Source organism: Amycolatopsis granulosa (assembly GCF_011758745.1).
GTDB lineage: Bacteria > Actinomycetota > Actinomycetes > Mycobacteriales > Pseudonocardiaceae > Amycolatopsis_E > Amycolatopsis_E granulosa.
In genome coordinates, this window is sequence record NZ_JAANOV010000001.1 from 2,716,566 (window position 1) to 2,742,123 (window position 25,558).

Annotated in this window: 24 protein-coding genes; 8 read left to right on the top strand and 16 right to left on the bottom strand. The window is 71.6% G+C overall.

Features of this window, described 5'->3' with window-relative positions; translation table 11 throughout:
• Window positions 1-5 precede the first annotated feature (5 nt).
• The 3 genes from FHX45_RS13120 to FHX45_RS13130 are packed head-to-tail and all read left to right on the top strand — an operon-like array spanning window position 6 to window position 2,544.
• A complete protein-coding gene (locus tag FHX45_RS13120) occupies window positions 6-356 on the top strand; it encodes a YciI family protein (RefSeq protein ID WP_167100626.1) in 351 nt (116 codons plus the stop codon).
• On the top strand, window positions 353-1,573 hold the full coding sequence (locus FHX45_RS13125) for a sigma-70 family RNA polymerase sigma factor (protein WP_167108868.1): 1,221 nt from the start codon (window positions 353-355) through the stop codon (window positions 1,571-1,573). Before FHX45_RS13120 ends, FHX45_RS13125 begins: the two co-directional genes overlap by 4 nt.
• Window positions 1,574-1,602: 29 nt before the next feature.
• Entirely contained in the window at window positions 1,603-2,544 is a 942-nt protein-coding gene (locus FHX45_RS13130) for a pyridoxal-phosphate dependent enzyme (RefSeq protein ID WP_167100629.1), read from the top strand.
• Window positions 2,545-2,553: 9 nt separating this feature from the next.
• Here the strand turns inward: FHX45_RS13130 and FHX45_RS13135 are convergent, their stop codons facing one another.
• Together FHX45_RS13135 and FHX45_RS13140 are read right to left on the bottom strand one after the other, a co-directional pair.
• Window positions 2,554-3,693 (bottom strand): MFS transporter, encoded by a 1,140-nt coding sequence (locus FHX45_RS13135; RefSeq protein ID WP_167100631.1) that lies wholly within the window; start codon window positions 3,691-3,693, stop codon window positions 2,554-2,556.
• 164 nt (window positions 3,694-3,857) lie between these two features.
• Complete coding sequence (locus tag FHX45_RS13140; RefSeq protein WP_167100634.1) at window positions 3,858-4,469, bottom strand: hypothetical protein; 612 nt, start codon at window positions 4,467-4,469, stop codon at window positions 3,858-3,860.
• A gap of 217 nt (window positions 4,470-4,686) precedes the next feature.
• Between FHX45_RS13140 and FHX45_RS13145 the strand changes: the two genes are divergently transcribed.
• The 4 genes from FHX45_RS13145 to FHX45_RS13160 all read left to right on the top strand — a co-directional run bounded on the left by FHX45_RS13145 (window position 4,687) and on the right by FHX45_RS13160 (window position 7,258).
• Window positions 4,687-5,343 carry a hypothetical protein gene (locus FHX45_RS13145; protein WP_167100637.1) on the top strand — a complete coding sequence of 219 codons (657 nt, stop codon included), beginning with the start codon at window positions 4,687-4,689 and terminating at the stop codon, window positions 5,341-5,343.
• Entirely contained in the window at window positions 5,340-5,753 is a 414-nt protein-coding gene (locus FHX45_RS13150) for a phage holin family protein (protein ID WP_167100640.1), read from the top strand. The genes FHX45_RS13145 and FHX45_RS13150 overlap by 4 nt, the downstream gene beginning before the upstream one ends.
• Window positions 5,750-6,328, top strand: a complete 579-nt coding sequence (locus FHX45_RS13155; RefSeq protein ID WP_167100643.1) for a DUF3618 domain-containing protein — start codon at window positions 5,750-5,752, stop codon at window positions 6,326-6,328. The genes FHX45_RS13150 and FHX45_RS13155 overlap by 4 nt, the downstream gene beginning before the upstream one ends.
• A 303-nt stretch (window positions 6,329-6,631) precedes the next feature.
• Entirely contained in the window at window positions 6,632-7,258 is a 627-nt protein-coding gene (locus FHX45_RS13160) for a TetR/AcrR family transcriptional regulator (protein ID WP_167100646.1), read from the top strand.
• Here the strand turns inward: FHX45_RS13160 and FHX45_RS13165 are convergent.
• Genes FHX45_RS13165 through FHX45_RS13185 form a run of 5 tightly spaced genes read right to left on the bottom strand, consistent with a single transcriptional unit; the run spans window position 7,230 to window position 13,484 of the window.
• Window positions 7,230-8,813 carry an AMP-binding protein gene (locus FHX45_RS13165; protein WP_208405910.1) on the bottom strand — a complete coding sequence of 528 codons (1,584 nt, stop codon included), beginning with the start codon at window positions 8,811-8,813 and terminating at the stop codon, window positions 7,230-7,232. The genes FHX45_RS13160 and FHX45_RS13165 overlap by 29 nt on opposite strands.
• A gap of 1 nt (window position 8,814) precedes the next feature.
• On the bottom strand, window positions 8,815-9,585 hold the full coding sequence (locus tag FHX45_RS13170) for an ABC transporter ATP-binding protein (protein ID WP_167100649.1): 771 nt from the start codon (window positions 9,583-9,585) through the stop codon (window positions 8,815-8,817).
• Window positions 9,585-11,375 carry a branched-chain amino acid ABC transporter ATP-binding protein/permease gene (locus FHX45_RS13175; protein WP_167100652.1) on the bottom strand — a complete coding sequence of 597 codons (1,791 nt, stop codon included), beginning with the start codon at window positions 11,373-11,375 and terminating at the stop codon, window positions 9,585-9,587. The genes FHX45_RS13170 and FHX45_RS13175 overlap by 1 nt, the downstream gene beginning before the upstream one ends.
• Complete coding sequence (locus FHX45_RS13180; RefSeq protein ID WP_167100655.1) at window positions 11,368-12,252, bottom strand: ABC transporter permease subunit; 885 nt, start codon at window positions 12,250-12,252, stop codon at window positions 11,368-11,370. The genes FHX45_RS13175 and FHX45_RS13180 overlap by 8 nt, the downstream gene beginning before the upstream one ends.
• Window positions 12,249-13,484 (bottom strand): ABC transporter substrate-binding protein, encoded by a 1,236-nt coding sequence (locus tag FHX45_RS13185; RefSeq protein ID WP_167100658.1) that lies wholly within the window; start codon window positions 13,482-13,484, stop codon window positions 12,249-12,251. The genes FHX45_RS13180 and FHX45_RS13185 overlap by 4 nt, the downstream gene beginning before the upstream one ends.
• 172 nt (window positions 13,485-13,656) lie before the next feature.
• Between FHX45_RS13185 and FHX45_RS13190 the strand changes: the two genes are divergently transcribed.
• Window positions 13,657-14,877, top strand: coding sequence for an acetyl-CoA acetyltransferase (locus tag FHX45_RS13190; RefSeq protein ID WP_167100661.1), 1,221 nt, complete (start codon window positions 13,657-13,659; stop codon window positions 14,875-14,877).
• Between the two features lie 11 nt (window positions 14,878-14,888).
• Here FHX45_RS13190 and FHX45_RS13195 read toward each other — a convergent pair whose 3' ends face one another.
• The 9 genes from FHX45_RS13195 to FHX45_RS13235 all read right to left on the bottom strand — a co-directional run bounded on the left by FHX45_RS13195 (window position 14,889) and on the right by FHX45_RS13235 (window position 25,546).
• Complete coding sequence (locus tag FHX45_RS13195) at window positions 14,889-16,376, bottom strand: SDR family NAD(P)-dependent oxidoreductase (RefSeq protein WP_167100664.1); 1,488 nt, start codon at window positions 16,374-16,376, stop codon at window positions 14,889-14,891.
• A 112-nt stretch (window positions 16,377-16,488) separates the two neighbouring features.
• Window positions 16,489-17,349: an SDR family NAD(P)-dependent oxidoreductase gene (locus FHX45_RS13200; RefSeq protein ID WP_167100667.1), complete on the bottom strand. Its 861-nt coding sequence runs from the start codon at window positions 17,347-17,349 to the stop codon at window positions 16,489-16,491.
• Window positions 17,350-17,444: 95 nt separating this feature from the next.
• On the bottom strand, window positions 17,445-18,188 hold the full coding sequence (locus FHX45_RS13205; RefSeq protein WP_167100670.1) for an SDR family NAD(P)-dependent oxidoreductase: 744 nt from the start codon (window positions 18,186-18,188) through the stop codon (window positions 17,445-17,447).
• A gap of 80 nt (window positions 18,189-18,268) precedes the next feature.
• On the bottom strand, window positions 18,269-19,234 hold the full coding sequence (locus FHX45_RS13210) for an amidohydrolase family protein (RefSeq protein ID WP_167100673.1): 966 nt from the start codon (window positions 19,232-19,234) through the stop codon (window positions 18,269-18,271).
• Window positions 19,235-19,274: 40 nt separating this feature from the next.
• Window positions 19,275-19,892 (bottom strand): TetR/AcrR family transcriptional regulator, encoded by a 618-nt coding sequence (locus tag FHX45_RS13215; protein WP_167100676.1) that lies wholly within the window; start codon window positions 19,890-19,892, stop codon window positions 19,275-19,277.
• A gap of 166 nt (window positions 19,893-20,058) precedes the next feature.
• The gene (locus tag FHX45_RS13220; RefSeq protein WP_167100679.1) at window positions 20,059-21,276 is read right to left on the bottom strand and encodes a serine hydrolase domain-containing protein; all 1,218 of its coding nucleotides are present in this window, start codon (window positions 21,274-21,276) and stop codon (window positions 20,059-20,061) included.
• A gap of 43 nt (window positions 21,277-21,319) precedes the next feature.
• Window positions 21,320-22,870: a serine hydrolase domain-containing protein gene (locus tag FHX45_RS13225; protein ID WP_167100682.1), complete on the bottom strand. Its 1,551-nt coding sequence runs from the start codon at window positions 22,868-22,870 to the stop codon at window positions 21,320-21,322.
• A 244-nt stretch (window positions 22,871-23,114) separates the two neighbouring features.
• Window positions 23,115-24,227 (bottom strand): CoA transferase, encoded by a 1,113-nt coding sequence (locus tag FHX45_RS13230; RefSeq protein ID WP_167100685.1) that lies wholly within the window; start codon window positions 24,225-24,227, stop codon window positions 23,115-23,117.
• A 41-nt stretch (window positions 24,228-24,268) separates the two neighbouring features.
• The gene (locus FHX45_RS13235) at window positions 24,269-25,546 is read right to left on the bottom strand and encodes a beta-ketoacyl synthase N-terminal-like domain-containing protein (protein ID WP_167100689.1); all 1,278 of its coding nucleotides are present in this window, start codon (window positions 25,544-25,546) and stop codon (window positions 24,269-24,271) included.
• Between the last annotated feature and the right edge of the window lie 12 nt (window positions 25,547-25,558).

Sequence of the window (25,558 nt, forward strand, 5' to 3'; positions counted from 1 at the left end):
AGCCCATGAAGTACATGGCGATTCTCTACGGCAACCAGGAGTTGTGGGACTCGATCACGCCGGCGCAGTGGCAGGAGGCCATCGCCGCGCAGGATGAGTTCAACCGGAAGTACTTCGCCACCGGTGAGCTGCTCGGCGTCTACGGGCTCGGGGACGCGCCGAAGGTGGTCCGGGTGCGTGACGGCCAGCCGGCCGTGACCGACGGGCCGTACCTGGAAACCAAGGAGTACCTGGGCAGCGTGGCGATGCTGGAGGTGGACAGCGAGGAGCGGGCGCTGGAGATCGCGGCGGACAACCCGTTCGCCGCGTTCCGCCAGGTGGAGGTGTGGCCGGTGCTGCACGGCGGCGAAAAGTGATCGAGGACCTGCTGCGCGACCTGGCGCCGCAGGTCCTCGCCATCCTCATGCGCCGCTACGGCGGGCTCGACACGTGTGAGGACGCGGTGCAGGAGGCGCTGCTCGCGGCCGCGACGCAGTGGGCCGGGAGCGGGGTGCCGGACAACCCGCGCGGCTGGCTGCTGACGGTCGCGACGCGGCGCCTCACCGACTGGATGCGCAGCGACAGTGCCCGGCGCCGCCGGGAGGACGAGGACCTGATGGCCACCCCGGCGGCGCGGCTCGTCGCACCGGGCGCGGACGAGCGCGGCCCCGGCGACGAGGACGACACGCTGACGCTGCTGTTCCTGTGCTGTCACCCGGCGCTGTCGGTGCCGTCGCAGATCGCGCTGACGTTGCGGGCGGTCGGTGGCCTGACCACGGCGGAGATCGCGAAGGCGTTCTTCGTGCCGGAGGCGACGATGGCGCAGCGGATCAGCCGGGCCAAGCAGAAGGTGAAGGGCGCCCGGTTCGCGCTCCCACCCGCGGAGGAGCGGGATGAGCGGCTGGCCGCGGTGCTGCACGTGCTGTACCTGATGTTCAACGAGGGGTACACCGCCACGGCCGGACCGGAGTTGCAGCGCGAGGACCTGGCGGCGGAGGCGATCCGGCTGACGCGCCTGGTGCGGCGGCTGCTGCCGTCGGACTGGGAGGTCGCGGGCCTGCTGGCGCTGATGCTGCTGACCCATGCCCGGCGTACGGCCCGCACCGCCGCCGGCGAGCTCGTGCCGCTGTCCGAACAGGACCGCCGGTTGTGGGACCGGGCGCTGATCGAGGAGGGCACCGCGCTGGTGAGCGAGGCGCTGGCGCGGACCCGCCGCCTCGGCGCCTACCAGCTGCAGGCCGCGATCGCCGCGGTGCACGACGAGGCGGCGAGCGACGAGGAGACGGACTGGCCGCAGGTGCTGGCGCTGTACACGGTGCTGGAGCGGGTTGCCCCGAACCCGATGGTGACGCTGAACAAGGCGGTGGCGGTGGCGATGACGTCCGGACCGCACGCCGGGCTCGAGCTGGTGGACGCGCTGGCGTCGGACGACCGGCTGGCCAGGCACCACCGGTTGCACGCGGTGCGCGCTCATCTGCTGGAACGCGCGGGGCAGCCCGCGGCGGCGCGGGAGGAGTACCTGCTGGCCGCCAGGTACACGACGAGCCTCCCGGAGCAGCGGTACCTCCACCGGCGGGCGAGACGAACTGTCTAAGCGATGGACAGCTCGTATAAACTGCTGCCATGCTCGATCTCGAAGCCATCAGGAGCGCCGCCAAGCGGATCGACGGCGTGGCTCATCGGACGCCGGTCCTGACCTCCACCACCCTCGACCACCGCAGCGGCACGACAGCGTTCCTCAAGGCCGAGAACTTCCAGCGCATCGGCGCGTTCAAGTTCCGCGGCGCCTACAACGCGATCTCCCAGCTGACGCCGGAACAGCTCAGCAAGGGCGTCGCGGCGTACTCGTCCGGCAACCACGCCCAGGCGGTCGCACTGGCGGCCCGGCTGACGGGCACGACCGCGGTCATCCTGATGCCCGAGGACGCCCCGGCGTCGAAACTCCAGGCCACCCGCGAGTACGGCGCCGAGGTGGTCACCTACGACCGCTACACCGGCGACCGCGAGGCGATCGGCGCGGAGCTCGCGCGGGAACGCGGCCTGACCCTCATCCCGCCCTACGAGCACCCGCACATCATGGCCGGGCAGGGCACCGTCGCGCTCGAACTGCTCGAGGAGACCGGTTCGCTGGACACCCTGGTCGTGCCGATCGGCGGCGGCGGGCTGATGGCCGGGTGCGCGACCGCGGCCAAGGCCCTGCAGCCGGGTATCCGGGTGATCGGCGTGGAGCCCGAACAGGCCGACGACACCCGGCGGTCCCTGGCGGCCGGTGAACGCGTGCGCATCCCGGTGGCCCGCACCATCGCCGACGGGCTGGCCGCCGACGTCCCCGGCGAACTGACGTTCTCCGTCAACCAGCGACTGGTCGACGACGTCCTCGTGGTCGGGGAGGACGAGATCCGCGAGGCGATGCGGTTCGCGTTCGAGCGGCTGAAGATCGTCCTCGAACCGAGCGGGGCGACCTCGCTCGCCGCGGTGCTCCAGGGCACCCTGTCCGGCCGCGCCGGGGTGGTGCTCTCCGGCGGCAACATCGGGGTCGAGCGGTTCCGCGAGCTGCTGGCCTGATCCGCGGCGCTACCGCCGGTCCCGCAGCGCCGCCGCCGGCCCCGCCACCGCGGCGGTCACCAGCACGGCCGACAGCAGCGCCCAGCGCAGCCCGACCCACCCGGCCAGCACCCCGATGATCGCCGGCTCGATCAGGAACCCGGCGTATCCGCAGGCCGCCACCGCCGCGACGGCCCGGCCGGGCGCGTCGGCCCGCTCGCGTCCGGCCGCGCTCCAGGCGACCGGCACGATCCCCGCCACGCCGATGCCGACCACGGCGAACCCGAGCAGACCGGCGATCGGTACCGGCACCCCGATCACGATCACGAACCCGACCACCGCGACCGCGGACGCCAGCCGCAGGAAACGCACCGGCCCGGCCCGGGCGACGACCCGGTCGGTCCCCAGCCGCACCACGACCATCGTCAGCGAGAACGTGAAGTAGCCGAGCGACGCGACGGCGGGACCGGCCGCCGTGACGTCGGTCAGGTACACGGCACCCCAGCTGTTGACCGCACCCTCGGCCACGAACCCGCAGAACGCCACCACCCCGAGCGGCACCAGCGCCCGGCCGGGCCAGGCGAAGGCCGGGCCGCCCTGACCGCGATCGGGTCCGCGGAGGAACCCGGTGCGCACCGCCCACGACGCGACCGCCAGCAGAACCGCCCCCGCCACCGGGAAGTGCGTGGTCACTGGCACGTGCCAGGCCGCCATGAGGGCGTCGGCCCCGGATCCGGCGAGACCGCCGATGTTCCAGAACGCGTGGAACCCGGCGAAGATCGGCCGCCCGTAGCCGTCCTCGACGCGCGCGGCGTGGGCGTTCATCGCGACGTCGAGGGTGCTGTTGCCGATCCCCAGCACCACCAGCGCGGCGACGAACACCGGCACGCTCGGGGCGAACGCCACCAGCGGCAGCCCGCCGCAGAGCACGACCGCGCCGAGCAGGGTCGCCGCCCGGCTGCCCGTGCGGGTGATGAGCGCGCCGGCGAGGAGCAACGCCACCACCGACCCGGCGGCGAGCCCGAACAACCCGGCCGCGAGCTGTCCGGTGCTGAGCCCGAGCCGCTCCTGGACGGCCGGCACCCGCGCGAGCCAGGTCCCGAAGGCCGCGCCGCAGACCGCGAACACCACCGACACCGCCCGGCGGGCGCGCACGAGTTCCCCGTTCATGATCAAAACGTTAGTGCTCCAGCCGGAATTGGTTGTCCTGGCTGATGACGGCGCCGGAAGACGAGTGCGGATTCCACACGATCACCAGCAGTTGCGTGGGCCACTCAAGATCAGGTGGGAGCCATCGTGGGCGCACCGTTGCGGCACATTCCTGACCAAAGAGATCATGATGCAGGTGGAGTACTGGCCTCCAGGACGGAGGCGCTCCGCTTCGCCAGCTTTCTGATTCTCCTGCTGGAATCCCTCTTGGCCGTGGCCCTGAGCAGCTCAGCGAAGCATGGCCGGCCCGTGTGCATGATCGCCTCGATCCCGGCAGTTCGTACCTCCTCCGAGGGATGCTCGACGGCAGTGGAGAAGGCGTGCACCCACGGCTCGGTGATTTCCTCCGGTGCGCCGAGGCCGGCCCGGATCAGAGCGGTTGCGTGCTCGCCCGGGTCTGAGGCGGCGGACACGGCGCCGATCAGCTCCTCATCGGTCCACACGTCGAGCCCAGCGAACTCCAGGCTCACACGTGGCAATTCCAAGAAGGCGCCAGCGACTTCCCGGCCGAGGATGCTCAACACGGCCAGGTATGCGAGCTGACGCTCGGGGGATTGGAACAGTGTGACGAACACGCCCGCGGTGAGCTGCCACGACGACCGCCGCGGCGTGCCCGTCGAGGGCTCGGCGGGCAGTTCTCCAGCGACGGGCCAACCGACCTCGGCGGCATTCGCGGCGAACTGCTCCGCGGAGTCGTACTCCTTCAGGACCAGCCGGCGAGACCGGTACCACCTCATACCTAGCTCCTCGCTCACAGCCTGGGCACGCAGAGCGGTGATCTTCGCAGATCCTCGGTGGGCCGCGGTTACCGCCTCTTCGCCGGTCCGCACAACCGAAAATGATCAACAGCCGGAGATTCACTTTTGCCCGAGCCGCCGAGAAGGGGATTTGTTTTCCTCGTTTGCCGGGAATTGACCCGGGTAGTCGCGCGAAATCGGATTTGGAGGAGGACGGATGAGCCAGCAAACCAGCAGTTCGCCGCCGCAGGCCGTGCGTGATCAAGCCACGGAGTCCGGCAGCCACGTGGCCGGAACCGCGGCGGATCAAGCGAAAGAGGTCGCGTCGGAGGCGCAGCGGCAGGCGCGGAATCTGACCGAACAGGGTGCTGATCAATTACGCGAGCAGGCACGGAAAAGCCAGCAGAAAGCGGCTGGGAATCTGCATTCGATCGCCGACCAGCTGGGCCAGATGTCGGACCGTTCGGACTCGGGGATCGCGCAGGACGTCGTCCGCGAGGTCGCGCAGCGGGCGAAGAAGGTGGCGTCCTGGCTCGACTCGCGCGAGCCGGGTGATCTGGCCGACGAGGTGCGTGACTTCGCGCGGCGCAAGCCCGGCCTGTTCCTCGCCGGTGCGGCCGTCGCGGGCCTGCTCGCGGGCCGGCTGACCAGAGGCGTCGCGGCGGCGGTGAGCGACCAGGGCGGCGGCAGCGCGCCCCAGCCGCGCACGCCGGCGGACACCCCGGCGACCACCGGTACGCCGGCCCAGGCCGCCACACCCCCAGCGGCCGCACCCACACCGACCACACCGGCCACCGGCTACCCGGCGGAAGGCGCGTACGCCCCTCCGGGGACCGGTGAGTACGGCGGACAACACCGGGCGGAGCCCTCATGACCTACTCACAACCACCCGGGCAGGGCCCGGACGTCGGCGACGTGTCGGTCGGCCGCCTGATGAGCAACATTTCGCAGGACCTGTCGACGCTGGTGCGCCAGGAGCTGGAGCTGGCGAAGGCCGAGGTGAAGGCCGAAGCCAAGCAGGCGGGGAAGGGCGCGGGCATGCTCGGCGGCGCGGGTTTCGGCGGCTACATGGTGCTGCTGTTCCTGTCGATCGCGTTGTGGTGGGGCTTGTCGAACGTGATGGACCAGAGCTGGGCGGCGCTCATCGTCGCCGGGGTGTGGGCCGTGATCGCCGGTGTGCTGTACGCGCTGGGCCGCAACCGGATGCGCCGGGTGGAGCCGGTGCCGGAGCGGACCGTGGACAGCCTGAAGCAGATGCCGGACCAGTTGAGGAGGACGACGTGAGCACGGATCCGGATCGCCTTCGGCAGGAAATCGAAGGCACCCAGCAGAATCTCGGCAGGGACGTGGACGCGCTGGCCGAAAAGGTCACGCCGAGCCGCGTCGTGCAGCGGCGGGTGCACCACGCGCGCGGTCTGGCGCAGAACCTGAAGGAGCGGGTGATGGGCAGCACCTCCAGCGGCGTGCAGGCGGCCACCGACCGGATGCACCAGGCGGCGGACACCGCGACGTCCTCGGCTTCCGAGGGACTCCAGGAGGCACCGCGGGCCGTGCGGCGCCAGACCGAGGGCAACCCGCTGGCGGCGGGACTGATCGCGTTCGGCGCCGGGTGGCTCGTGTCGTCGTTGTTCCCGGCCAGTCGCCCGGAGCGGGAACTGGGCGGGCAGGTCAAGGACACGGCGCAGGGCATGGCGGGACCGCTCGGTTCCGTGGCGCAGGACATGAAGGAGAACCTGCGTGACCCGGCGCAGCAGGCGGTCGAGTCGGTGAAGTCCACTGCCGGTGACGCCGCCTCGACCGTGGCGGACGAGACCAAGTCCGCCGCGCAGGACGTCAAGGAGACGGCGCAGAACCGTTAGTGCGGCTGCGCGAACGGTGCCTGGTGGGCGAGGGCCACCAGGCACCGTTCGCGTCCGGACGGCGTCGGCCACCCGGCGCGTCGTCCCGCCACGAGGCAGGTCCGGCAGATGGTCGTCGTCGAAATGCCCGACCGGACATGCCTCCCCGCTGCCCCGGCCGGGTCAACGAGGACACCCCGACGGGCGTCGTGACCGCCGCCGGTTCGACCCTCCGCAAAACCGCTCCACACCGATCGGTCAGTCCTTGGTACCTCAGGTACTCAATCAGGCAACGAACGTTCATTTGCGCAGTACGCTCGGCTCATGGGGACCTCCACAGCGCGCACCACCGCGGCCGACCGCGTCCGTGCGGCGGCGGTCGACCTGTTCTTCGAGCAGGGCTACGGCCGCACCAGCGTCCGGCACATCACGGCGGCGCTGCGACTCACCTCGGGCGCGCTCTACAACCACTACCGTTCGAAGGAAGAGCTGCTCTACTCCATCGTTTCGCGCACCCACGCCGATGCGGAGCGCGTCACCGCCGACGCGATCCTGCGCGCCGGTGACGACCCGGCCCGTCAGCTCGCGGAAGTGGCCCGGGCGCTGACCACTTTCTCGGCCACCTACCGCAAGGAAACCTCGATCAGCCACGCGGAGTGGCGCAACCTGCCCGAGCCGCAGGCAGCCGAGATGCGGGGCAGCCGCCTGCGGCTCGGTCACCTCGTCGAGCGGCTGCTGGAACGCGGGATCCGCACCGGCGTGTTCCAGGGCACGGCCGACAACGCCCTGCTCGCGAAGATGCTGCTGAGCACGTGGACCGAGGTGGGCCGCTGGTACCACCCCGGCGGCCACCTCAGCGTGTCGAACCTCGCGGACGAATACGCCCTGCTCGCGCTGCGCACGGCCGGTGCGGCCGCGCCCATCAGTGTTGAGCGATTCGCTCCTGCTTGACGCGGAGACCGACGGCCTCCCGATCCCACGTGTCGGTGGTGACGCCGGCCGACCGCAACCGATGCTTCTCGATCTTGCTCGTGGGCGTCTTGGGCAGCTCGTCGAGCACCCGGATGTAGCGCGGCACCATGAAGTGCGCCATCCGGTCGGACAGGAACGCCAGTAGCTCGGCCGGATCGATCGTGGCCCCGTCGACCGGTGCGACGACGGCCAGCACGTCGTCCTCGCCGTGCGGGCTGGGCACCGCGACGACCGCCGCTTCGCGCACCGCCGGGTGGGCCAGGATCTCCGCCTCCACGTCGAACGAGGAGATGTTCTCGCCGCGCCGCCGGATCGCGTCCTTGACCCGGTCGACGAAGAAGTACTCGCCGTCGGGGCTGCGGCGGAAGGCGTCACCGGTGTGGAACCAGCCGTTCCGCCACGCTCGTGCCGTCGCCTCCGGCATGCCCCAGTAGCCGGAGTTCATCGCCCACGGCCGGTCGGTGCGCAGCACCAGCTCCCCCACCGCCCCGTCGGGGACCTCCCGGTCGAACTCGTCGACCAGCCGCGCCTGCACACCGCGTCGGACCCGGCCGCACGTCGCCGGAGTGGTCGGATCGTCCTCGGAAATGATCGGGATCGACGTCTCCGTCATGTTGAACAGGGCGGTCACCCGCACCCCGAAGCGCGCGGCGAAACCCGCCACGTCGTCGTTGAGCGGCACCATGTACACGTGCCGCAGCGGGTGGTCGCGGTCACCGGGCGCGGGCGGCTGCTTGGCGAGGAAGGTCGCCATCACGCCGAGCAGCGTCACGTGAGTGGTCCCGGTGGTGCGCACCACGTCCCAGAACCGGGCGGTGTCGAACCGGTCGACGATCGCGATCGACGCGCCCTTCAGCAGGGCGGCGTAGCAGCCGATCGTGCCGCCGGCGTGGAACAGCGGCAGGTTGATCATGTACCGGTCCTCGCTGCCGAACCGCTCGTCGAACGCCGCGGCCGCCGTCGTCGCGACGTGCGCGTAGGAGCACACCACGCCCTTCGACGGTCCGGTGGTGCCAGAGGTCAGGATGATCGCGTAGGGGTCCCACGGCTGGACCATCTCGACGGGCACCACGTCCGGGCCGTCGTCCGTCCAGTCCTTCTTGGTCAGCGGCACCACGTGGTCCAGCTGGCCACCCTCCAACGTGGCCAGACGCGGCACCAGGTCCGGGTGGGCGACCATCACGCGCGCACCGGACAACCGGATCGCGTGCTGGAGCAGACCACCCCGGTAGGCCGGGTTCAGCGGCATGTAGATGGCGCCGAGCAGGTTCACCCCGTACCAGACCCGCAGCGCGTCGGGTCCGTTCGGCAGCCAGGACAGGACGCGGTCACCGGGCTGGACGCCCAGCGCCGCCAGCTTCCGGGCCACCGCGTTCGCGGCGCGCCAGGTCTCGGCGTAGGTCCAGCGGCTGCCGTCCTGGAACACCGCGTGGACGGCGTCCCCGCGCTCCCGCGCGTGCCGCCGCAACAGCGGTCCCAGCACGCACTGCTCCGGCTCGGGCACGGTCGAACTCCACCAGTCCATCTCGTCCATGTCACTGCCTCACTTCCGTCGAATCAGCGGGGTCGCTGGACGAGCTCCCCCCAGCGAACGCGCCCAGGTACGCCTGGCGCAAGGCGGGTCCCCGGAGCAGGTCCGGTCCGGGTCCCTCGGCCACGATCCGGCCGTTCTGCATCACGAAGCCCCGGTCGGCGATGCTCAGCGCCCGCTCGACCACCTGCTCCACCAGCAGCAGGCTCAGCCCTTCGCCGCGCAGCACCTCGATCGTGTCGAAGACGCGGTCGACCATCACCGGTGCCAGCCCGAGGGAGGGTTCGTCGAGCAGCAACAGCCGCGGCTTGCGCATCAGCGCCTGCCCGATGACCAGCATCTGTTGCTCGCCGCCGCTGAGCACCTCCGCCTGCGCGGACATCCGGGCCCGCAGGAACGGGAACAGCCCGAGCACCCAGTCCAGCCGGTCCCGCTGGTCGGTCTTGCCGAGCCGGGACCGCCACAGGCCCAGGTCGAGGTTCTCCCGCACCGTCATCCCGCGGAAGATCCGCCGTCCCTGCGCGACGTGGCCGAGCCCGCGCCGCACCACGGTCTCCGGCGCGGCACGGCTGAGGTCGGTGCCGTCGAAGGTGATCCGGCCGCGATGGGCACGCCGCAGGCCGGAGATCGTGGCGAGCAAGGTGCTCTTGCCCGCCCCGTTCGCCCCGACGAGCGCGCAGACCTGGCCCGGTTCGACCGCGAGCGTGACGTCCTCGACCACGATCGCCGAGCCGTAACCCGCGGTGACGCCGGACAGTTCGAGGAGAGGATCCATCAGCGCCCCAGGTAGACGTCGAGAACACGGTCGTCGGACAGGGCCGCCGCCGGTGGCGCGGACAGCAGCGTCGCGCCCTCGTGCAGCACGGTGACCGCATCGGACACCTCGGCGACGAGTTCGATGTGGTGCTCGATGAGCACGACGGTCACGCCTTCCGCGCGGATCTCCCGCAGCAGCCGCCCGAGTGCGTCGAGCTCGGTCATCGACAGGCCGGCCGCCGGCTCGTCGAGGAGCAGCAGGCTCGGCCGGGCCATCAGCGCGCGGCCGATCTCCAGCAGCCGCTGCTTGCCGTGCGGGAGCGCGCCCGCCTGCTGCCCCGCGACGTCGCCGAGCCCGACGAACCGCAGGTAGGCCATGGCTTCGGCGGCGAGCGCGGCGGCCTCCCGGCGCGCCCACGGCAGGCCGGTGGCGACCACCACCGCCGGTGAGCGCTCCCGTGCGTAGGCGCCGAGGAGGACGTTGTCCAGGGCACTGAGCTCCGGGAGCAGGCGCGGGGTCTGGAAGGTGCGCCCGACCCCGGCGCGGGCCATCCGATGAGGTGACCGGCGGCCGGTGCCGCGCCCGCCGAGCTGCACGGTCCCGCCGTCCGCGCGGACGTAGCCGGTGATGGTGTTGAGCAGCGTGGTCTTCCCGGATCCATTCGGCCCGACGACCGCGTGGATGGTGCCCGCGGGCACCTCCAGATCGGCCGAGCGCAGCGCCCGCACCCCGCCGAAGCCCTTGGCCAGGCCCCGTGCCGACAGGCTCAGGGCCTCCCGCGGCGCCGCCCCGGTCGGTTCCGGCGGCGGTTCGCCCGGCGGTGGTGCCGGTGGCCGGCGCGAGCGCCACCAGCGGGACCAGGCGCCGGCGATCCCGTGCGGCGCGTAGACGGCGACCACGAGCAACACCGCGCCGTAGACCAGCAGGCGCCATTCCGCCAGCGCCCCCAGCAGCTCGGGCAGCACGAAGAACGCCAGTACACCGACGACCGGGCCGCCGAGCCGCCCCGCACCGCCGACGATCACCACGAGCAGGAAGAACACCGAGAAGTCGATCGTGAAGTCGTCCGGCGTCACCATGCCCTTGAACCCGGCGAGCAGGGCGCCCGCCGCCCCGGCGAGCACCGCGCTGAGGAAGAACGCGAACACCTTGAGGCGCACGATGTCCGCACCGGACGAGCGGGCCGCCTCCTCGGCGTCCCGGACGCTGATCAACGCGCGGCCGATCCGCGAGCGCACCAGGTTCCGCAGGACCACGTAGGTGACGACGACGAAAGCGAGGACCAGCCAGAAGAACCCCGGGTCGTCCAGCGGCAGCCCGCCGACCTCCGGCCGGGGCACGCCGAGGATCCCGGAGAAGCCGCCGGTGATCTCCCGCATCTCGACCAGCAGGCCGTTGACCACCATGCCGAACGCGAGCGTGATGAGCGCGAGGTACCACGCGGTCAGGCGCAGCGCCGGCAACGCCATCACGCTGCCCACCAGCCCCGCCGCCACCATCGCGGCCGGCAGGGCGGCCCAGAACGACCACCCGTACGTGGTGGTCAGGACCGCGGCGACGTAGGCGCCGACCGCGACCAGCGCGCCGTGGCCGAGCGAGACCTGCCCGGCGTAGCCGAACAGCAAGTTCAGGCCCATCGCGACGAGGGCGTAGATGCCGACCAGGGTCGCCAGGTAGACCACGTACGGGTCACCGGCGACCAGCGGCAGCGTGGCCACGGCCGCGGTGACGAGCACGATGCCGGCCGCTCTGGTCCGCGGCCCGCCGACGGCCCGCGGGCGGCGGGCGGTCAGGGTGGCGTCAGACATGCCGCAGCACCCCGCCCGAGCGCCGCAGCCCGGTGGGCCGGACCATCAGCACGACCACGACGACCCCGAACAGGACCGCGGTCTGCATGCCCGGCGAGACGTACCGCGCGCCCGCCGCTTCGACGACGCCGAGCAGCCAGCCGGCGACCAGCGCACCCCGGTGGTCCCCCACGCCGCCCACGATGGCCGCGAAGAACCCGCGGATGAGCAGGCCGAACCCCATGGTCACGGACGCCAGCAGCAGCGGCGCGGCGAGCACGCCGGCGAGCCCGGCCAGTCCTCCCCCGATCAGGAACGAAATGCGGCCGATGCGGTCCGGCCGGATGCCCTGCAGGCGCGCGCCGTCCCGGTCCGCGGCGACGGCCCGAACGGCGCACCCGAAGCGTGTCCGGTCGCCGAACTCGAGGCCGACGACGAGCACCACGACCACCCCGATCACCACGAGCTGGTAGCTGCTGATCTGCAACCCCCACAGGTCCATCGGCCGCAGGGACAGCGGCGCGGGAGGCGCCACCGACCTGGGTTCGGCCGTCCAGATCCGGCCCGCGACCTGACTCAGGATCAGCGAGAAGGCGAGCGTGGTGATGACCCAGCCGGCGGCGTGACCGGAGCGGCGCAGCACGGGCGTGACGGCCAGCCGTTCCTCGAGCAACGCGATCAAGCCGACGACCACGACGACGCAGACCAGCGCGAGCGGCCACGGCAGGCCGCCGAGACCGGTCGCGGCCATCAGCATCGCGCCCACCATCACCAGGTCGCCCTGGGCGAAGTTGAGCACGTTCGTCGGGCGGTAGAGCACGTTGAGCCCGATCGCGACGAGCGCGTACAGGCTGCCGAAGGTCAGCCCGGGAACGAGGATCTCGCTGACCGGATTCACGCGGCCAGCTCCCGGAAGATGCCGCCCGCGGACGCCTCGTCCTTGGCGGAGAGCAGCGTCGCGATCGCGATGGCGTCGTCACCGATTCCACAGTGGTCGGTCTCGGTGAACGAGATGGGCGCACGGACGCCCTGGTACCCGCGCACCCCGTTCATCGCCGCCCGCAGCCGGCCCGGGTCCGTCGTGCGCTCCTGCTCGACGACCACCGCGAGCAGCTTCAGGAAGTCGTAGTACGGGCTGTTGGCGGCGGAGAACGCGAGTTGGCCGGCCTGGGCGCGGATCTTGTTGGCGTAGTCCAGGGCGGGGCCGGACGGCGCGCCGCCCTTGGGGTAGGTCAGGGAGCGGTACGCGGTGCCGTAGAAGTTCCGCAGCAGCTCCACCGGGATCTCGTTGTAGGCGTCGATGTAGTTGAGGTCGTGCGCCACGATCAGCGGCGCGAAGCCGCTGTTGGCCATCGCGCGCAGGGACAGCACGGCCGCCTGCGGCTGCCCGCTGAACATGCCGAGCCCCTCGACCCCGGCGCGCGCCAGCTGGTTGAGGTAGGGCGCCATGTCCGGCGCGTTCGGTTCGAAGACCTGCACGCCGGCCAGTTCGGTGCGGTAGGTGTCCCGCAGGGTGCGGGTGAACGACTCCTGCATGGACTTGCCGAACTCGGAGTTCTCGGTGAGCAGCCCGATCCGGCGGATACCGCGGGTCTCGAAGAGGAACCTGGCGGCGGCCGCGCCCTGCCTGCTGGTGTTGAACACGAGCTGGTAGTGCGTGGGGAAGCGCCTCCCGTCGCCCAGGATGTCGGCGCCACCCCAGGCGGACTGGATCGCGTTGCCGCGCGCGAGCGCGGTGACCGACGCGACGGCCTGCGAGCTGCCGGTCGGGCCGACCACGAAGTCCGGCCGGGCGCTGAGCAGCCGCTGGGCGACCGTCGACTGCGTGGCCGGTGATCCCTCGTCGTCCTCCTCGTGCACCTGGATCGCGGCGCCGAGCAGGCCGCCCGCGGCGTTGATCTCCTGCAACGCCAGCTGCGCGCCGATGAAGGTCGGTGCGTAGGCGCTGGCGAGGCGCCCGGTCTTGGGCTGGATCCAGCCGAGCTCCGCCTGTCCGTCCGAGGAGCCCGCGCCGCGCCCGGCGCAGGCGGACAGCCCGGCGCCGAGGAGCGCGGTTCCCAGGGCCAGTGCCCCCGACAGGGTGGTCCGGCGGGACAAGCCGGGTCCACCGCGGCTCAGGTTGGTATCCATGTGCGCCTCCGTTGGCGTCGGATCACCCGAATCGGGCACGTGTATGAGCGTTTATATACATGGCTCTTCCCGCCCGTCAAGAGACGTGACGAACAGCCCTGAGCACTTGCTACCGCCGCTGGGGAGGGTCATATTGCATGTACGTTCATTCACCACGAGGAGGAGTGCAGCCATGGCCGACGCAGTCCATGTCCTGGGCGGCGCGCAGACCGACTTCGCCGTCAACTGGTCCAAACAGAGCGACAACCCGCTCTTCGACATGCTGGAACAGGCCGTGCGGGACTGCCTCGCCGCGACCGGGCTCGAACCGTCCGACATCGCGACCGCCCACGTGGGCAACTTCGGCGGCGAGCGCTTCGCCGGGCAGTCGCACCTGGGCGCGATGATCCCGATGCTGGACCCCGCCTGGGCCACGCTGCCCACCAGCCGGCACGAAGCCGCCTGCGCGTCCAGCAGCGCCGCCGCGCTGGCCGCGATGGCGGAGATCGAGGCCGGGCGGTACGACGTCGTCCTGGTCGCCGGAGTCGAGCTGATGCGCAACGTCGCCGGTGAGGAGGCGGCGCGCAACCTCGGGTCCGCGGCGTGGACGCCCGAGGAACTGGACACCGACGAGCTGCCCTGGCCCCACCTGTTCGACCGCATCAGCCAGGAGGTGGAGCGCCGGTACGGGCTCGACCAGAACCACCTCAACCGCATCGCCGAGCTCAACCGCACCAACGCCCGCCGCAACCCGCTGGCCCAGACCCGCGGCTGGACGGCCGAACCCGGCCACTTCGAGGCCGACGACCTCGCCAACCCCATCGTCACCGGCCGCACCCGCAAGAGCGACTGCGGCCGGATCACCGACGGGGCGAGCGCCATCGTGCTGGCCGGCAGCCGGTTCACCGAGTCCTGGCTGCGCGGCTCGCCGGACCGCACGGCCAGCCGGATCAGCGGATGGGGCCACCACACCGCGCCACTACCGCTGCGCGCCAAGTTCGCCAACGAGGGGCGCTACCTGTTCCCCAACATCCGGGAGGCGATCACCGACGCCTACGGCCGGGCCGGCGTGCGCGGGCCGGAGGACCTCGACGTGATCGAAACGCACGACTGCTTCACGATCACCGAGTACGTCGCGATCGACCACTTCGGACTGACCGCGCCCGGGGAAGCCTGGCGGGCCATCGAGAGCGGGTACATCGACTTCGACGGACGCCTGCCGGTGAACCCGTCGGGCGGCCTGATCGGCGCCGGGCACCCGGTGGGGGCCACCGGGGTGCGGATGCTGCTGGACGCCCACCGGCAGGTCACCGGGACCGCCGGTGACTACCAGGTGCCCGGGGCCCGCACCGCCGCGACCCTCAACGTCGGCGGCAGTTGCAGCACGGCGGTGAGCTTCGTGGTCACCGCCTGAGCGGGACTCCATCACGCGCCCACCGCCGGGACGGACTGCTCGGCCCCAGGGGTGAACGCGGGCAGTGATCGCAGGGTGGCCCAGCCGCCGCACACCCGCAGCTGGGCGCCGTCCACCATCGCGGACGCGGGGCTGATCAGGTATGTCACCGCCGCGGCGATGTCCTCCGGGTCGCACAGCCGTCCGGACGGGATCCGCCGCAGCGACGCGGTGACGAACGCGGGGTCGGCGGTGTCGGTCATCGGGGTGCGGACGATGCCCGGCAGCACCGAGTTGACCCGGATGCGGTGGCGCGCCAGCGTCACCGCCAGGTGGGAACTCAGCTGGGCGACCGCGGCCTTGCCCGAGCCGTAGCTGTACAAGCCCGGCACCGGCGCGGTCTGCGCGCTCGTGGACGAGACCGAGACGATGTTGCCGCGGTGGCCGGAGGAGATCCACCGCGGCGCGAGCCGTTCCACGGCGTCGGCGAAGGACAGGACGTTGATCCGGTAGGCCTCTTCGCGGTGCCGCCGCGCCTCGGGCTGGTCGTCGCGGGGCAGGATTCCCGCCGCGTGCACGAAGTCGTGCACCGCGCCGGCCTGGCGCACGGCGTCGTCGACCAGGTCGTCGGCGGCACCGGCACGGGACAGGTCGACGCGGACCGTCCAGGCCCGCCGCCCGAGGTGTTCCCGGATCGCGGCGGCCACCTCGTCCAGCTCGGGGAGCCGCCGTGCCGCGAGCACCACGTCGGCACCGCGCCGGGCCAGTTCGAGAGCGGTTTCCGCGCCGATCCCGCTGCTGGCCCCGGTGACCAGTACCGTTCGACCGTCGAGGGACCACGGTCGAGCCGGCAGCGCCGTGCTGCGGTCCACTTTGGCCGTTCCGGTGGCGCTGACCGGGACGATCCCGGTCTCCAGGCCGCCGTCGAGCGGCAGCACCTCACCGACCATCGCGTCCAGGCCACGGCTGAGCAGCAGGGTCAGGGCCGCCTGCAGGTCCGCCTCGGTCACCGGGCGTCGGACCACCTGGTGCGCGTAGAGCACCGCCTCGGCCGGCTGGGGCAGCGAATGGCCGAGGAACGGCGCGTAGCCGATGCGGATCGCGTTCATCCGCACCCCGTGCGGCGCCACCCGGGAGGCCAGCTGCTGCCACCAGTGCAGATCCGCGCTCTGCCGGGCCGAGCGCTCGACGTGGGCCGAACCGGCCGGCCACGGCAGGGCGTCGGTGACGAGCACCATCCGGCCACCACCCGACCGGGCCATCCGGGTCGCTGCCTCCAGAACCGCGGAACGACGCAGGCAGCCACCGCTGCCGTGCACGCCGAACGCGGCGTTCTCCACCTGGACCGCGCAGAACGCTTCCGCGCCGGTGCCACCGGTGGCGGTCCGGAAACCGGCTCGCTTCAGCAACGCGTTGACCGCGCCGAGTGCGGCGGTCTTGCGCGGCGCGTCGATCTCGACCGTCGCGGAACGGGGCCGCAGCGACACCGTCCTGGACGGTGCCGTGCTGGTACTCGTCATGGGACACCTCCGCAGTAGCGCACATCGCGAAACTACGGGCGTCCCGGCCCGCCGTCATCGCCCCGCGAGTACCCCTTGGGCACCGCGGGCCGTGACGGGAAGTACTGCCGGATCAGGCCTTTCCGGTGACCTGGACGGGCACCTGTTCGTGCCGGAGGATCCAGGACGCCTCGCCCCGCTGGCGGAAGTCGGTGCCGAACCAGCCCGGGTTGTAGGCGCTGCCACCGCCGTCGACGAGCAGCGCCGCGCCGTTGACGTAACCGCTGTCGTCGGACACGAGGTAGGCGATCGCGTTGGCGATGTCCTCGGGCTTGCCCAGCCTGCCCAGGGGCGACTCGGCCTCGTTGTAGCTGCGTGCCCCGGTGGCCAGCAGTCCACCGGTCATCGCGGTCTCCGTCACGCCCGGCATCACCGCGTTCACGCGGATGTCGAACTGCCCCAGTTCGTAGGCCATGATCTTCACCATCATGTTCAGCGCCGCCTTGGCCGAGCAGTACGCGCTGAACAGGGCGACCGGTTCGACGGCGCCGGACGACGAGGTCACCACCATCGCTCCCCCGTTGCCCAGCTCGGCCATCCGGCGCGCCGCGGCCTGGCACATGAGGAACGTCCCGGTCACGTTGATGTCGAACGTGCGGCGCCAGGTCTTCTCCGGGATCTCCAGGAACGGCCCGAACCGTCCCCAGCCGGCGTTGGCCACGCAGATGTCGAGCCGGTCGTGCTGCTCCAGCCGGTCGAACAACGCCGCCACCTGGTCGGGGTCGGTCTGGTCGCACGGCACCGCCTCGGCCCGGCCACCGGCGTTCTGGATGTCCTTGGCGACGGCTTCGGCACCCTCGCCGTCGATGTCCGCGATGACGACGGTCGCGCCGTCCTGGCTCAGGCGCCGTGCGGTCGCCTGCCCGATGCCGGACGCGCCGCCGGTCACCAGTGCGACCCGGCCGCCCAGCCGCGCAGCGTCAGCGTTTCCCATGTTCCTTGGTTCCTTCCCGAATTCCCGTGTCTGGGTTCTGTTTCTCAAGCGGCACCGCTACCCGCACCGCCACGCAAGTCACTTCGGAACACGCACTAGTTCCGGACCCAGCCGCCGTCGACGAAAAGCACCTGACCGGTGATGTACCGCGCCTCGTCCGACGCCAGCCAGACCGCGGCGCCCGCGACCTCGTCCGGCTGCCCGGTCCGGCTCAGCGGCAGGGTCGCGACGGTCTTCTCGCCGATCCGCCCGAGGTCGGCCGCGTGCCCGGTGTCGGTGTCGATGAAGCCGGGCGCGATCGCGTTGGCCCGGATCCCTTCCCGGCCGAGTTCGACGGCCAGCGACCGGGTCATGGTGAGCAGGCCGCCCTTGGAGGCGTCGTAGGCGATCTGGCGGAAGAACCCGATCACCGCGACCGAGCAGATGTTGACGATCGCGCCGTGCCCGGAGGCGGCGAGGTGGTCGACCGCGGCCTGGCTGAGCACGAACGGCGCCTTGAGGTTGACGTCGATGACCCGGTCCCAGTGCTGCTCGGTCTGCTCCCGCAGCGGCAGCCGGTTGACGATGCCCGCGTTGTTGACCAGGATCGCCAGGCCGTCCAGCCGATCCGCGGCGGTGGCGACCAGCTCACGGGCGAAGGAGGTGTCCGCGATGTCGCCGGCCAGCGCCACCCCGTCCCCACCCGCCGCCTGGATGCGCTTGAGCGTGGCCTGGGCGGCCTCCGCGTCCAGATCGTTCACCGCGACCCTGGCCCCGTCCGCGGCGAGGCGTTCGGCGATCGCCGCACCGATGCCGCGTCCGGCTCCGGTCACGAGCGCGGCACGTCCTGCGAGGTTCATGGGTTGCTCCACTTCGTTGTGTATGAACGTTCATTTTTATGGCGGCGGACCACGGGGTCAAGACGCGACACCCGGTGGGACTAGCTCGGGTCCAGGTTGAGCAGGCGCGCGCCGTTGCCGTGCAGCCACGCGCACTTCGTGCGCTCGTCGAGCGCCAGCGCGGAGACTTCGGCGGCGAGCGCGCCGGTGGTCATGCCGTGCACCCACTCGATCCCGCCGAAGAGGATCTTGTTGCGGACCGTGGAGGCCCCGTGCAGCAGCAACGGCTCCCAGCCGGATCCGGGCCGGGCCATGTGGCGCGGGCGGTGCGTGGAGAACTCCAGGTAGACGTTGCGGTGCCGCTGGCACAGCGTCATCATCTCCAGCACCCACGGCCAGCCGCCGTGCCCGGCGATCACCACCAGGTCCGGGTGCCGCCGCGCGATCTCGTCCAGCTCCCGCCAGGTGCACCAGTTCATCGGCACGCGCGTGGACAGGTTGTGCCCGGTGTGCATCCACAACGGCACGCCCAGCTCGCTCACCGTCCGGTAGAACTCGTGCGCCCCCTCCGACAACGGGTCGGCGACGTCCAGGAAGTGGGTCACCGACACCCCGCGCATGCCGAGTTCGAGCACACAGCGCCGCACCTCGGCGATGGCGGCATCGGGATCGGCGAGGTTCACGCTCCCCCACGCCTGGAGACGGTCGGGGTGGCGCGCGGCGAACTCGGCGATCCGGTCGCTCACCATCCGGCCGTCCGGCAGCGGCCGCATGCTCGAGTGCAGGACCTGGTGCCGCACGCCTTCCTCCGCCAGCCGGGCGACGTAGGCGTCCAGGTCGAAGTCGAACGCCGGGCTCGCCAGGAGCAGGTCGAGCGCGGCGGCGGGATCCTTGCTCGCCGCGGCGAAATCCCGCGGGTCGATGCCGGCGGTGATCGCGAGCCGCTGGCCGAACAGGCGGAAGTAGTCCGGCGCGTACTCGGCGAACCCGCCGAGGTAGGCGCGCCAGCAGTCGCGGTCGAGCACCATGCCCGACATGTCGACGATGGGGTGCGGGTGGACGGCCATGCATCACCTCTCCGGTTCGCGAAGAGGCCGGGGACCGGTCTCAGCGAACCTTGCTGATGGAACGGAGGACGAGATCGGCGTAGAAGGTCGCGAACGCGGCGTCGGACACCGGGCCGTCCGGGCTGAACCAGCCGGCCACCCGGAAGGACATGTCGAGCGCCGCCGTGGCGGCCATCCGCACCGGGTCGCCGTTGGGCACCTTGGGCAGTTCGAAGACACCGGCCGCCGCGCCGTCGCGGATGACGTCGGAGACCCTGGCCCGGATACCGAGCCGCAGCCGGCGCACTTCGTCACGGTGCTCCTCGTCGAGCGCGCGCCACTCGTCGCCCACCACGGCTTCCTTGCGGTAGCGCGTGTGGTGCAGCACGAACGCCTCGATCAACCCGTGCAGCCGCTCCGGCGGGGGCGCATCCGCCGGCACCGCGTCGAGCCGCCGGTCGAGCGTGTTGTGCCCGTCCATGATGATCGAGTACAGCAGCTCTTCCTTGGACCCGAAGTGGTTGTAGAGGGCGCCGGGCGTGAGCCCGCAGGCCTCCGTGATGTCCCGCACCGAGGTCGCGTGAAAACCCTTGTTGTAGAACAGGCGCGTGCCGGCTTCCTGCAGCCGGACCCGCGGGTGCTGCCCGTTCCTGCTCCGCGTCCTGACCGGCGTCCCCATCGCTTCCCACCGACTTCCGTGCGACCGAGCGGTGCGCCCGGTGGTCGCGCCCCCAGGGCACGACCACCGGGATGTATGATCGTTCATACATCGACCGCGCCGCCCACCTTACCGGAACGGGCGGACAGGCCGATCTGTGACCTGTCGCACGTCCCTGCCGGTACGCTCAGCACCACACCTCCGTACTGTCGTCGGTGTAGCCGAGCGAGCGGTAGACGGCGTCGACCAGGCTCTGCCCCCGGTCGTTGAGCAGCGTGCCCGGCCCCATGTTGTTCATGGTGTAGCCGAAGGACATGCGGTTGTCCGGCGAGGCGAAGCCCAGGCTGCCGCCGAAACCGGGGTGCCCGAAGGCGTCCGCGGACAGGATGATGCTGTCCCGCAGGCCGTAGGGCCGGTGCCGGTTGTCGATCGACCGGAAGTAGCCGGCAGAGAACCGGCTGCCGATCAGCAGCGTCTCGTCGTGGCCCGCGGAGATCGTCGTCATCATCCGCGCGAGGGCGCGCCGGTCCACCAGCTCCACTCCGGCGAGCCCGCCACCGCAGGCCAGCGGTGCGTACATCCCCGCCAGCCCGCGGGCGTTGCTGATCCCGCCCGCGGCGCCGATCTCGGCCGCGTGCGCGTTGCGCGAGTCGAACCCGGTCGGCCCGGGCAGCATGTACCCGCCGGAGTTGGCGAAGATCTGGCCGGGGATGGACTCCGGTTTGGTCGCCGCCATAGTCATGAACAGCGACGGCTCGTCGCCCTCACGGGGCTCGGGGAAGATCATCGGTGCGAGCCGCGGCTCGACCTCCTCCGGGCACCCGATCCAGAAGTCCAGGCCGAGCGGACCCGCGACCTCGTCCCGGAAGAACTCGCCGAGCGACTTCCCGGACACCCGGTGGACGACCTCACCGACCAGCCAGCCGAAGGTGAGGGCGTGGTAGCCGTGCCTGGTGCCCGGCTCCCACAACGGCTTCTCCACCTCGAGCGCTGCGATCATCCGGTCCCAGTCGAAGAAGGCGCTGTCCGGCAACGGGGTGCTGATCACCGGCAGTCCACTTTGGTGACTCAGCAGCATCCGGACGGTGATGTCCTCCTTGCCCGACTGGCCGAACTCCGGCCAGTAGCGCGCGACCGGCGCGGCCAGGTCCAGCTGCCCGCGGGACGCGAGCACGTGGGCGCACAGCGCGGTCGCACCCTTGGTGCAGGAGAAGATCACGCTCGCGGTGTCCTGCTCCCACGGGCGGCCGGTCTCCCGATCGGCGACGCCACCCCACAGGTCCACCACCGGTTCGCCGTCGATCATGACGCAGACCGACGCGCCCACCTCCCCGCGGTCGGCGAAGTTCCGCTCGAACTCCTCGCGGACGCGCGAGAACTCTTCCGCACAGCTACCACCGATCATCGGACTTCCTTTCCTCGGACGCACTCCGTCGTGCGCACCGTGTTCATCCCCCAACCGACTGCTGGAGGGATGCCAGCAGCGCGGGAAGCGCCGCCGGAAGCTGCTCACCCGTGATGCGGGCCGTCTGCTGCCAGCCGTCCAGCAGGCGCGGCAACAGATCGGGCACCTGCTGCGCCAGTTGCGCGGTCCCCGCCGGAAGCGCGGTCAGCGCCGCGAACCCGGTGCGCGGAACGTCCATCAAGGACCGGATGGTGCCGGCGGCGGCCAGCTTCCCGCCGCACCCGAAGATCGTGCAGCCCTTCGGCGCGTTCGGACCGAGCTGCGCCACGGCGAGGTTGTCGGGCACGCTGACGAACAGGCTCGGGTCGACCGCGCCCGGCTTCGGCGCGACGTACGGCGGCGCCGCCGGCTGCCGGGGCGTGACGACGGACTGCATCAGCAGGCGGAAGAACTCGTACTCGACGCGGCCGGTCTGCCCCGGCGCGACGGCGGTGAGCGGATCGCCCACGTCGACCCGGCTGGGCGGCCAGTTGAGCGTCCCGCTGGAGCGGGTCACCACCATGTCCAGGCTGGGGATCACGAAGATGTGCTGGCCGAAGAACCCGTACGAGAAGTACATGTCGGCCGGCGCGCTGGAGATCATCGGCGCCGGGTTGCGGGTGGCGGCGAAGGCGGACGGGGTGATCCAGTACGGGCCGGCGTTGAGCCAGGTCAGGTAACCGTAGCCGGGGTTGTTCGGGCTCGGCGTGCGCAGATCACGCAGGTAGCTCTCGGAGATCAGCCGCTTGCCGTGGAAGGTTCCGCCGTCGGCCAGCAGCTGACCGATCCGCCCGAAGTCGTCACCGGGCAGGAACAGGTTCGACCAGCCGTCGGTGTTGCCGTCGCGGTCGCGCAGCCAGAACCAGTGGTCCCGGGCGATGCCGACCGGACCGAAGAGCTCGCGCTGCGCGAAGTCCTGGAGGTCCTCGCCGACCGCGCGCTGCACCACGTAGGCCACCACGGACGGCCCGGTCTGCGAGTAGCGGTAGAAGGTCCCGGGCTGGTGGTCGAACGGCAGGGACAGGAACTCGCGGATGCGGTCGGGCATGGCGAGGTTCAGCTCGCGCGTCCAGTTCGCCCGGACGCCGCTGGTCTGGGTCAGCAGCTGGCGGACGGTGACGGCGCGGTGGGCCGCGTCGCCGAGGCCCGGTGGCAGGTACTTCCCGATCGGATCGTCGACGGAGAGGCGGCCGAGGGTGACGGCCCGGCCGGCGAGCAGGGCGGTGATCGTCTTGGTCTGGCTCCAGTTGTTGCCCGGGATGTGACCGAGCAGCGGGTCGAAGATCCCTGTCCCGACGAGACAGTCGTGCCGGTAGACCTGCACCGTCTCCGACCCGTTCACCGAGAGGAGGTTGAGCGCGTGGCCGAGGGTGACGGGATCGAGACCGACCTGCTCGGGGCGTGCGGTCTGGTACCGGTCACCGGCGTCCGCGCACCCGGTTCCGCCCGCGGCCGTGGCGCGCTCCGGTGCGACCGCCCCGAGGGTGGTTGCGACCAGCGCCGCGGCCAGCACGCCGGCGAGCGCGGCCCACCGGCGCGAGAGTGACAGCTTCATCGATGCCTCTCCGGTTCCTGACAGGTCGGCCTGGCCGGGTACTCAACCCGACCAGACCGACCGTTGTCAATGATCGTTCATATACGGCTGTTCAGACGAAGACCCGCGCGTGAAGTGGCGCGCTCAGGGTGCGCCGATGGACGCAACAGGTCCTAGCTGTATGAACGTTCATAATGGAACCGGCAGACGGCGGCAATGGCGTCCGCTCGAACAGGTGACGGCGCTCGTCCGTCTCAGAAAGGTTTCACCCAGCTGGGTGACGCACGCCCCAGGCACGCAACACGGCCTCGGTGTCGGAACCAGGCTCTCGTGGTGCGGCCGGCAGATCGGGCGCGCTGCGGGAGAACCGCGGCGCCGGAGCGGCCTGGCGGACCCCGCCCAGCTCGACGATCGTGTCGCGACCGGCGAGCTGTGGTTCGTCGACGGCTTCCGCGAAGTCGAGCACCGGGGTGACGCACGCGTCGGTGCCGGCGAACCGGTCGGCCCACTCGTCCCGGGTCCGGGTCTCGAACGCCCGCTGGAAGGCTTGCCGCACATGCGGCCACCCGGAGCGGTCGAGCTGCTCCGGGAGATCGGCATCGCCCAGGCCGAGGCCGTCGACGAGCTGGGCGTAGAACTGCGGTTCGATCGCGCCGACCGCGACGTACCGGCCGTCGCGGCAGCGGTAGGTGTCGTAGAAGGGGGCGCCGCTGTCGACGAGGTTCGACGCCGGCTCGTCCCGCCACTGGCCGACGCCGCGCAGCGCCCACACGCCCTGGGCCAGGGACGTCACGCCGTCCACGATCGCGGCGTCCACCACCTGCCCGAGTCCCGAGCGCGCGCGTTCCCACAGCGCCGACAGCACACCCAGGACGAGGTACAGCGATCCGCCGCCGAAGTCCCCGACCAGGTTCAGCGGCGGCGTGGGGCGCGCACCGGCCGTGCCGATGGCGTGCAACACGCCCGTGACGGCGAGGTAGTTGATGTCGTGCCCTGCCTGGGTGGCGCGCGGGCCGTCCTGGCCCCAGCCGGTCATGCGCCCGTAGACCAGGCCCGGGTTGCGGTCCAGGCACTCCTTCGGGCCGATGCCCAGCCGCTCGGTGACCCCGGGCCGGAACCCCTCGATCAGCACGTCGGCCTTCTCGACCAGCGCGAGCACCAGGTCGCGCCCCTCCGGCTGCTTCAGATCGGCCGAGATCGAGCGCCGGCCGCGCATCAGCCAGTCAGCGGCGTCCTCGGGCACCACCCGCAGGCCGCCCCTGGGCCGCTCGACGCGCACCACCTCGGCGCCCAGATCGGCCAGGAGCATGGCCGCATGAGGCCCCGGGCCGATCCCGCCCAGCTCCAGAACGCGCAACCCGTACAACGGTCCCGCCACGGCGGTCCTCCTCCTCGGTACGGCCGGCGGGAGCGCGCACCTCAGGCGAGCCGCAGCAGCAGCGACGTCGTGTCGCCACCGCCGGAAAGGCCCACCGTCATCGCCGTCCGCCGGCCACTGTCGGCAATCCGCTCGGGACTACCAGTCAGAGCGCGCGCGGGCAAGCGGGGATAGGGGTTCACCAGGTTCGCCGTGGGGGCCACCCGGTTCTCGGTCAGCATCACCAGACTCGCGAGCACCTTGAGCAGACCGGCCGCCCCCGGCAGGTGCCCGTAGCACGCTTCCTGCGAGGTCAGCGTGAGCGGCGCGTCGTCGCCGAGGTTCGCACGCAGGGTGGCCAGCGTCTCGCACAGGAAGTCCTCGAGCTGGCGGTTGCCCTCCGCGAAGTCGCAGAAGAAGGCCAGCTCGCCGAGGCTCACCCCACCGGCCGCGAGCAGCCGCTGGATGTCGGTCGCGCACCCGGTCGCATCGCCGAGGCCCATCGGGTTGCCGCCACCGTTGCGGGACGAGAACCCGATGAACTCGATGCCGGTGTCCACCCCGCCGCCGGGGTGCCGCGTGGAGCTCAGCACGGCGGCGGCCGCCCCTTCGGCCGGCGCGTTGCCGGTCTGCACCGCGTCGTGCGGCCGGATGTCCGCCGGATCGTCCGAAATGGACGAAGCGCGGTGGCCGGACCGGCCGGCGTACCCCGTCGCGGACAGGTACAGCGGCTCCAGGATCGTGTCGACCCCGACGACGACCGCGTGCTCGACCTCGCCGCGCGCGACCATGCTCGCGGCGAGCTCGAACCCCCGCAACGAGGTGCTGCACCCGCCGGTCACAGTCAGGGTGGGGATGTCGAGGCCGAGGTTGGTGCACAACCCGGACGCGATGCTGCCCGGCGCCACCTTGGACCAGTAGTCGAAGGCGACACCCGCCGGACCGGCGTCGGCGAACCGGTCCAGCAGCGCGGCCGTCTCCTGCAGGGCGAACTGGAACGACGTCACGATCAGCACCGCGTCCCCGCGGCTGATCTCGGCGGCCGTCAGCTCCGCGTGGTCCAGGGCACCGGCCACCGCGGTGTGCGCCAGCCTGCTCGCCCGCGGCAGCCTGGACAGCAGGCGATCGGGCAGGTCCAGGGTCTCCGCACCGGTCCCCGGCACCTGACCGGCGACCCGGATGGGCGTGCCCGGCAACTCGAACGGCGTGATGGCGCAGGTTCCGGCCATTACCGCGTCGGCGAACTCCTTGTAGTCGTGGCAGGGGCGGTCCGCGCCGGGCAACGCGAAACCGGCGCCCCGGACCGTGACGGGCTTCCAGGCGGCTTGGGCAGGCAACATCGGGACTCCAGT